Below are 8,188 nucleotides of genomic sequence, written 5' to 3' on the forward strand. Positions count from 1 at the left end.
ATACCAAATTAACACATTCGGAATTCTCTGTCCTGTCACCTGAAAGTTTCGTAATACAATACATTATTTGTATTACTTGCATCTTTGGTGGCTCCCTATCCGGAGCACTCTCCAGAGTAGCGTCCGACAAGAGTCTTTTTGCCTGAGAGATTCATACGCTTCTTGCGTACTTGCTCCGTCGGCGCCACATAAAGTAGTCTCTCCCCTTGTCATCATTCGCCTGATAGATATTCTATTTTTTGTACATAATAATACTATACTTGTGTCACATTATAGCATATGTCTGCTAGTTGTGTAAGCGCCATAACAGATTTTCAGTGATAACTGCAAGAATTTTATTAAAAATGTAAACACTCCTTTAGTTTGGTCAGAAATCTTATTTAGAGAGGGGTATGATGATGAATATTGTAATCCATGATGAAGACTTGCATTCTCTCGATCAAGATTTAAAACAATATCCAACGAGTGATTGGGAAACATTTAAGCAAGCCTACACAGTTAGTCAGATGAAAATGAATTCAAAAGACTCATTAACCTGTATGCAGTATCTACCTGATTTAGAGTTGATGTCGCATCAGTTAGATGCCGTCCAAAAAGTTTTGCATCAAATGCACGGACGCGCTATCTTAGCGGATGAAGTTGGATTAGGTAAAACAATCGAAGCCGGTGTCATATTAAAAGAATTAATGGTTAAAAACCTAGTGAAAAAAGTGTTGATATTGGTTCCTTCTTCCCTAATTAGACAATGGGAAATAGAATTACAACAACGTTTTTATATTCCGGCTAAAGCAAAGCATCGTTCCTTTCCTTGGCATGCTTATGATGTCGTTGTATCTTCGATTGATTTAGCCAAAAAAGAACCACACGCTAGTGAAATCTTAGATCAAGAATACGACATGTTGATCATTGATGAAGCACATAGACTTAAAAACCCAAAAACTCGAAACTACCAATTTGTTAAACAAATCAAATCAACATATTGTTTATTACTAACAGCAACACCAATCCAAAACAAAATAGATGAGATTTATTATTTGATGTCGATTGTCCGTCCAGGATTACTCGGAGATAAACAATCATTTAAACGAACCGTACGCACAGAACGACAAGATGACAGTCAAGCCATTCAAACTCTTGTTAAACAATCCATGATTCGAAATAGACGTGCTGAGACGACGAATGAATGGACCAAACGAGATATCGAAACCATTAGAGTTGATTTTACTAAAGAAGAAATGGAATTTTATAATACTCTAGAATCTCTTAATGTCAATCATTCCTTCACATCATTAACTTTACAACGCGAAATTTGTTCAAGTCGTGAGGCCTGTTATGAAACTATTCGACATTCAGAATGGAAGGATGAATTTAAAAATGAATTAATGACTCAAATTGAACAGTTACCTCATCATTCTAAAGCATTAAAAACAGTTGAATTTGTTAAATCTCTTAACGAAAAATGCATAATTTTCACCGAATACAAATCAACTCAAATATACCTACAATGGTTGTTACACCAAAATGGTATTTTCTCGGTTACTTTTAATGGTAAATTTCGAAAAAGTAAAAAAGATTGGATGGTTCAGCTGTTTAAAAACAAAGCTCAGGTACTCATCGCAACAGATGCGGGTGGTGAAGGACTTAACCTGCAATTTTGTAACCATATGATTCATTATGATCTCCCTTGGAACCCTATGAAGCTTGAACAGCGTATCGGACGAATTCACCGTTTTGGCCAAACAAAAGATGTCAACATCTATTATATGGTGTTAAATAACACGATTGATGAGCGTGTTCTAAACTTACTTTATGACAAGTTAGATTTATTTAAGGATGTCATTGGTGAATTAGACCAAATTCTAAGTCAACTTGGGATTAATAGCTTAGAACAAGAGATTGAAGACATCGTTAAAGAATCCCGTTCGGAAAAAGAAGCCTCCATAAAAGTTGATCACTTATTCTCAGTCATTAGTGACAGTGAAGTAGAAAGGAATATCGCGAATGAATCAAGCTGAAATTCATGAATTTCTCGTACAGTTCTTTTACAAACGTCAGGCGACCATTGAGTATAATGAACAAGGAATCTTAAGAGTAAAGTTAACCGAGGAATTAGACAAACGGTTAATGAATCGTCCCTTTTACTGGCAATACGTAAAAAAAATAGGTCATCAAGGTGAACCTATGACCGTCACCTTTATATCAGACGAAAATAAGAAAGATGAAAAAGGCGAATGGATCCATTATGGATCCCCTCGCCTTGAACAATTATTTCAAATTATATTAGAAGAAGGGAAGTACACAGAGTTATATGAAAATAATCCTTCTCAAGACCGTCAACCACTTCACCCTTGGTTTGTATGTAATTTATTAGTCCGTTACCAAGGTGCTTACACACATGATGAAATGGTGAGTGTAGGTGTATACTTAATCAATGGAACTATGAGGTTTAAAATGATGGATGAAATCCTAGATCAATCCTTTTCAACTATTATTCCGGATCTCTGTTATAAAATTCCACCCATCATCTCAACCAAACGTGCGGTTCTTATGATTAATGAAGAAATCAAAGAACGTATTGAAATGAAATCAGCAGCTTTTGCTGAACAATCAAATAAATTATATGAAAAAGAGATAAAAATGACAGAACAATTATTTCAACAACGAGAAGATGATGATGGAGAGTTATTAAAAGAAAATATTGAAAAGCAAATTTATGACAGACTATACCCTAAAGTTCATTTAAAATTAGTTAACTGCGGGCTTTTTTATTTATCAGAAACTCAATCTAAAAATATGATGTCTATTTCATAAATTTTAGAGTTTTTAAGTTTTCTCATCACTTTTAAACAAATTTGTTTATAAATTGGTGAGAAAACTTATTTTTTTATTAGTCAAAAAATCAATTTTCTACCATTTGACGCGAATGGACTATTATTTTATAACTTTAATTGTGATAAGATTTTATTTACTGTATTTTCAATCGAAAGATAGTCCGTTTGAACCACGATATTAGCCGCTTCTTCATAATACATCTGGCGTTTATTAAATAATTCAAGACGTTTAACATACGATTGATTCCACAATGGTCTCGATTGATCAGTCTCTAAACGTTTAAAAATCGTTTGTAAATTTGTTTTTAAAAAGATGGTGTGAGAGTGTTGAGCTAAAAATTGTCTATTCATTTCTAGCTCCACAATGCCGCCACCAGTACTAATCACCTGGTCTTGACTGATGACTTTTTTCAACACATCCGCTTCTAACTTTCTAAAGTGACCTTCCCCATAAAGTTCAAAAATTTGAGGAATCGATAGATTTGTCTCTCTTTCAATAATGTGATCTGTATCTAAAAACTGTATGTTTAGCTCAGTGGAAAGTGCCTTCCCTACACTCGATTTTCCTGCTCCCATAAAGCCAATTAATATTATGGATTCCATATAATCACCTACTTACAAAGGAGGTTGGTTCGTCTGTTTAAACCTGAATCTTACTCCAACATCATGCTAGAAACTGCAATTGAAAAAAGTGCAACTGATATTCATTTTACACCTAAGGAAGACGAAGTAGAAATCTATTTTCGGGTTAATGGTTATCGGTGGTATTTTCAATCGCTATCTTTTAAATCTTATCACACCTTACTAAGTTACTATAAGTTTAATTCTGGAATGGATATTGCTGAAAAACGTTTACCACAAAACGGTACAATCTTACATCAGACAAAATGGCACACCTATGATTTGCGTTTGTCCACGCTCCCTACTAAATTTTCAGAAAGCCTGGCCATTAGATTACTTCCTAAAGACTTTTACCCGAGTATTGATCAATTATTCCTTTTCCCTTCTCAAGCAAGACAGTTAATAAACTGGATTCAACATCGTTCTGGTATGTTACTGTTCACGGGACCAACCGGATCTGGTAAAACCACAACAATGTACGCTCTTCTTAGAAAATCAATCGAACTTTATGGTTATCAAGCCATCACTCTAGAGGATCCAGTAGAACAACAAGTTAATAACTTATTGCAAGTTCAAGTCAATGAACAAGCAGGCTTTAGTTATGATGTTGGGCTAAAAGCAGCCCTTCGACATGATCCAGATATCATTATGGTGGGTGAAATCCGTGATGAAAAGACTGCCAATTTCGCCTTTAAGGCCGCCTTAACTGGACATTTAGTTATGAGTACTGTACATGCCAAAAATGCTTATGGAACATTAACTAGACTAAAGGATATGGGATTAAATCAAGTTGATTTAAAAGAAACCATTATTGGGATTGCTTCTCAACAACTGATTAATATTGAGTACCCAAATCAAAACAAATTGACTCACAGAGCAGCTATAGCTGAAATACTAACTGGAGAATTTTTAGCTCAAGCTTTAAAAGGTATACCTCCTGAACAACGACAAGGATACCAAACATTTCATTCTTTAAGGAGGAAAGCCTATGCTCTTGGATTTACTCAACAAACGTCTTAAAAACAACGTAAGCATCATCAAACAAATCACATTCTTAGATCGTCTCTCAAAATTAATCAGCAAACATTATAACTTAAGACAAGCCCTCGAGTTTATGGAGTTTGACCCTCAGCTTAAAGAAATTTCAAGGAAATTCTCAGCGTTGTTACATAACGGTCACCCCATAGACCATTGCTTTAGACTATTAGCATTCCACCCGTTAATAGTTGCATTTATTAAATTCTCAAAAGAATCCAGTCACTTTCAAGAACATCTTTCCCATTGTACTAAATTAATGAAAATGAGGCACCAAATTCAAAATAAATTAAGTAAAGCTCTTAGATACCCATTAGTCCTTTTATTATTAAGCATGACCCTATTTATAGTGATGAATTATTACATGCTACCTTCTATGATTGATACATTTGAAAGCTTAGGGAGCAAACATTCACTTATTGTTTTTGATCTATTAAGAGCTCTATTTAATTTGGCCCTCCTCGTAATATGTCTAACCTTTATATTCTTTTTCATAATAGTATTTTACTTAAATCGTTCACCTGTTGAGCAAAGAGTATACCTCATTCACAAAATACCGATTTACAAAAATTTTTATTGTTTGTTGATCAGTATGCAAATGGCCTATCAAATCCACGCACTCCTCTTAAGTGGTAAAAATATAAGAGAAGCTTTAATGTTACTTAAAGCACAACATGATTTACCGATTATACAATTTTTCGCTAATTTAATTTTAGCAGATTTATCAAAAGGGCGAACTTTATATCAATCATTTAAAGATTTACCACTTATACAAGATGAATTTAAATGGTTAATTCAACGAAGTGACGAGCAAGGGACATTAGTAAATGATTTACAACAATATTCACAATTATTATTAGAAGTCATTGAAGAAAAATCAAAAAGATTCATCGTAATAATTCAACCCGTTGTTTATGTGATTGTTGGCGTTTTAGTGATTACTATATATGCTCTAACATTATTCCCAATCTATAAATTGATTCAACATATATAAAGGAGTGAACCTAATGTACAAATCAGAGGATGGATTTACGTTAATTGAAATGCTTATTGTGTTAATGATTATCACACTATTATTGATTTTATCTATCCCTAATATAACTAAGTATAATGATTCGGTTGAAGAAAAAAGTTGTGAAGCATACGAAGATCTCATTAAGTCTGAAGTACAATTATATAAGATTGATCATGGCAGATATCCGACCGAATTAACTCAATTAGATAGCATTGATAGCCTTGATCAACACGCTTGTTTAGAGGGAGCTACAATTGAGAATGGTGAAGTTAATTTCAATGAATCATAAGCAACGTGGCTTTACTTTACTAGAAACTTTGTTAGTTTTATCTATTATTATGGTATTGGTTGCAATCTCTATGACTAACTACTCTTTGCATCAGAATACCAAACCAGTAGATGAGTTTTTAACACAGTTTGAAAAAGACGTTTTTATTGTTCAACAAAGAGCCATCACTTTTCAAACTCCTATTTCCATTACGTTTAATACAAATGAACATTATTATTACATTCATGATTTAACTACTAACCCGTCCACCATAAGGCGTCATTACCATCCTGATCTATCAATTGTTCTTACAACTCTAAAAAATCCTATTCGTTATAATATTGACGGTACTATCTATAACCCTGGAGCTTTCATGCTCAATTACAACAATTCCAAATACCAAGTTACATTCCCATTTGGGAAAGGAAGATTTTATGTTAATAAAATGTGATAAAGGTATGATTTTTATCGATTTATTACTGACGTTAACTTGTATCATGGTTTTTACCTCATTTTTAATTCCTTCTGTCAAAAGTCTCATGTCTATCCAGCAAGACCAAGGTCATTATTTAAAGGCAGATGAATATTTAAATCACCTTTTACGTCAATACTCAATAGATTCATTATCTAGCGTCGAAAGCCCTTTATTATATAAAAATACAGAGTTCTATTTCCATGGTGAATATGATGATTATAAATTTTTCGGGTGTTTAAGTTGGTTTAATAATCGTGGTGAAGAAAAGAAAATATGTCGTTATGTTCCGTATTAATAATTCTAATGGCTACACATTACTTTCATTAATTATCTCCCTATCCATATTAATTTTCACCACGCCTTTAATTGTACATTTTTTAAACTTCATTTTATCAATTGATAGCACTTATCATCAATCTGATTTTGAACTAAGACAACTTCACTATTATATTCAGTCTGAAATGAATCAATCAGTAGAAGTCCATATTAATCACCATTCCATAACGTTTGTTAAAGCAGATGGATCGCGTGTGAAATACGAATTATATAAAGATTTAATTAGGCGCCGCGTCAATGACACAGGTCATGAGGTCATTTTAAGAGATGTTGAAATATTTGAGGTTAAAATGCATTCTGAAAATGTTTTCTTAATCGGCTGTAAGAAGGGAGACGGGCATTATTATCAACGTACGTATATTTCAAATAATACTTTCACAAAGCTTTTTCAAAACTTTTAATAACGAGAAAGGGATCATCTTTCCATATGTTTTAAGCATCATGTTGATCGTTTCTACCTATGTATTAATGGTTTGGCATACCGAAAATGAGCATTTAGAACATATTCAACTAAACAATCAGCAACAAACCATTCAAAACCTGATTGAAACATCTCTACATGAATTTTATTATTCTCTAGACACATTAGATATTCAATATGATGAACAATCGATTAATTTTGAGTATGAAACTGGTGTAGCAACGATCTATTACTCACTTAACGATGAACATACTTTGAAGCTAAAAGTCACCATTCAACTCTCCGAGGAACCGAATCAAATTTTTGAACATCATACACATTGGAATGTATAATATCCATTAAAGCATGTCATAATAATAATTGTGAATTGGGCCATAGCCAAGCGGTAAGGCAACGGGTTTTGGTCTCGTGATTCCCAGGTTCGAATCCTGGTGGCCCAGTTTTCACCTAAAATTAGCAAAACTTTCTGTTGTACATAAAATGTTCATTTACATTTATTTTGGATTCATATATAATGTTTTTGACAACATTCCTGCACAAAGGAGGAAAAAGAGATGCCACGAATGTTTCGAGTAATAGCGTTTTGGACAGGAATATTTACGGCGATGTTTTACGCTGGTGGTATGATGCAGTTATCACTATTATTTTTAGCGCAAACTGTTTTCTTTTTAGGAATTGGATACTTAAATCTTTCTGAACGTCTTTATATGTATATCTTTGGCGCGTACTTAACTGTTTTCATGGTAGGGTTCACTTACTATGTTACATTCCTTTTGGAACCAGGATTTGCGCACTAAATAAAAGGATGGCCATTCAAGCCATCCTTTTTTTATTGGCTCTATAATATTTGTTGGGGTAAAGGTTATTTTCTGATAATTCACTATATGTTTTAAGTGGAACCTTCCAGGTTAGGCCTTCCCTTTCCGCGGGCGATCCGCGAGCCTCCTCGAACTCCACTAACGTTACGTTCTGTGGGGTCTCGCCTGGCTCGCTTCTCCCGCAGGAGTGTCAGGCCTACCTGGGTTTCAGGGGAATATAGCCAAAATAAAACACGCAAGCTCCTAATTTGTTAGAATTTGTTTAGACCAATAAACAAAAACAAAGGAGTTGCGTGTACTATGTATTCTAACATTTCTATCCCTGGTTTAGAAGAGTTTAATATTACTAAATCCTTTGAAGGTGAGGG

Annotated in this window: 11 protein-coding genes, 1 tRNA gene and 2 riboswitches; of the genes, 11 read left to right on the plus strand and 1 reads right to left on the minus strand. The window is 33.8% G+C overall.

Annotated elements, in window-relative coordinates; translation table 11 throughout:
• Window positions 1-25 precede the first annotated feature (25 nt).
• A riboswitch (glycine riboswitch) is annotated at window positions 26-117 on the minus strand.
• Between the two features lie 3 nt (window positions 118-120).
• Window positions 121-216: riboswitch (glycine riboswitch) on the minus strand.
• A gap of 182 nt (window positions 217-398) precedes the next feature.
• Window positions 399-2,015: a DEAD/DEAH box helicase gene (locus BMY57_RS02265; protein WP_091772389.1), complete on the plus strand. Its 1,617-nt coding sequence runs from the start codon at window positions 399-401 to the stop codon at window positions 2,013-2,015.
• Window positions 2,002-2,811: a YqhG family protein gene (locus tag BMY57_RS02270; protein ID WP_091772390.1), complete on the plus strand. Its 810-nt coding sequence runs from the start codon at window positions 2,002-2,004 to the stop codon at window positions 2,809-2,811. Before BMY57_RS02265 ends, BMY57_RS02270 begins: the two co-directional genes overlap by 14 nt.
• Before the next feature lie 125 nt (window positions 2,812-2,936).
• On the opposite strand, the gene BMY57_RS02275 is transcribed toward BMY57_RS02270, so the two are convergent.
• The gene (locus tag BMY57_RS02275; RefSeq protein ID WP_091772391.1) at window positions 2,937-3,434 is read right to left on the minus strand and encodes a shikimate kinase; all 498 of its coding nucleotides are present in this window, start codon (window positions 3,432-3,434) and stop codon (window positions 2,937-2,939) included.
• Between the two features lie 24 nt (window positions 3,435-3,458).
• On the opposite strand from BMY57_RS02275, the gene comGA reads away from it, so the two are divergent.
• The 9 genes from comGA to BMY57_RS02320 all read left to right on the plus strand — a co-directional run bounded on the left by comGA (window position 3,459) and on the right by BMY57_RS02320 (window position 7,799).
• Window positions 3,459-4,472: a competence type IV pilus ATPase ComGA gene (gene comGA, locus BMY57_RS02280; protein ID WP_338157660.1), complete on the plus strand. Its 1,014-nt coding sequence runs from the start codon at window positions 3,459-3,461 to the stop codon at window positions 4,470-4,472.
• Window positions 4,441-5,481, plus strand: a complete 1,041-nt coding sequence (locus BMY57_RS02285) for a type II secretion system F family protein (protein WP_091772392.1) — start codon at window positions 4,441-4,443, stop codon at window positions 5,479-5,481. The genes comGA and BMY57_RS02285 overlap by 32 nt, the downstream gene beginning before the upstream one ends.
• A gap of 13 nt (window positions 5,482-5,494) precedes the next feature.
• Window positions 5,495-5,791, plus strand: coding sequence for a competence type IV pilus major pilin ComGC (gene comGC / locus BMY57_RS02290; RefSeq protein ID WP_091772393.1), 297 nt, complete (start codon window positions 5,495-5,497; stop codon window positions 5,789-5,791).
• Window positions 5,763-6,221, plus strand: a complete 459-nt coding sequence (comGD, locus tag BMY57_RS02295; RefSeq protein ID WP_091772394.1) for a competence type IV pilus minor pilin ComGD — start codon at window positions 5,763-5,765, stop codon at window positions 6,219-6,221. The genes comGC and comGD overlap by 29 nt, the downstream gene beginning before the upstream one ends.
• On the plus strand, window positions 6,205-6,540 hold the full coding sequence (locus BMY57_RS02300; RefSeq protein ID WP_091772395.1) for a hypothetical protein: 336 nt from the start codon (window positions 6,205-6,207) through the stop codon (window positions 6,538-6,540). Before comGD ends, BMY57_RS02300 begins: the two co-directional genes overlap by 17 nt.
• Window positions 6,500-6,982 (plus strand): ComGF family competence protein, encoded by a 483-nt coding sequence (locus BMY57_RS02305; protein ID WP_177176308.1) that lies wholly within the window; start codon window positions 6,500-6,502, stop codon window positions 6,980-6,982. Before BMY57_RS02300 ends, BMY57_RS02305 begins: the two co-directional genes overlap by 41 nt.
• Before the next feature lie 40 nt (window positions 6,983-7,022).
• Entirely contained in the window at window positions 7,023-7,334 is a 312-nt protein-coding gene (locus BMY57_RS02310) for a hypothetical protein (RefSeq protein WP_091772397.1), read from the plus strand.
• Window positions 7,335-7,370: 36 nt separating this feature from the next.
• Window positions 7,371-7,442, plus strand: a tRNA-Gln gene (locus BMY57_RS02315).
• A gap of 114 nt (window positions 7,443-7,556) precedes the next feature.
• On the plus strand, window positions 7,557-7,799 hold the full coding sequence (locus BMY57_RS02320; RefSeq protein ID WP_091772398.1) for a DUF2626 domain-containing protein: 243 nt from the start codon (window positions 7,557-7,559) through the stop codon (window positions 7,797-7,799).
• Window positions 7,800-8,188 lie beyond the last annotated feature (389 nt).

This window comes from Piscibacillus halophilus (genome assembly GCF_900110685.1).
In the GTDB taxonomy this organism is placed as follows: domain Bacteria; phylum Bacillota; class Bacilli; order Bacillales; family Alkalibacillaceae; genus Piscibacillus; species Piscibacillus halophilus.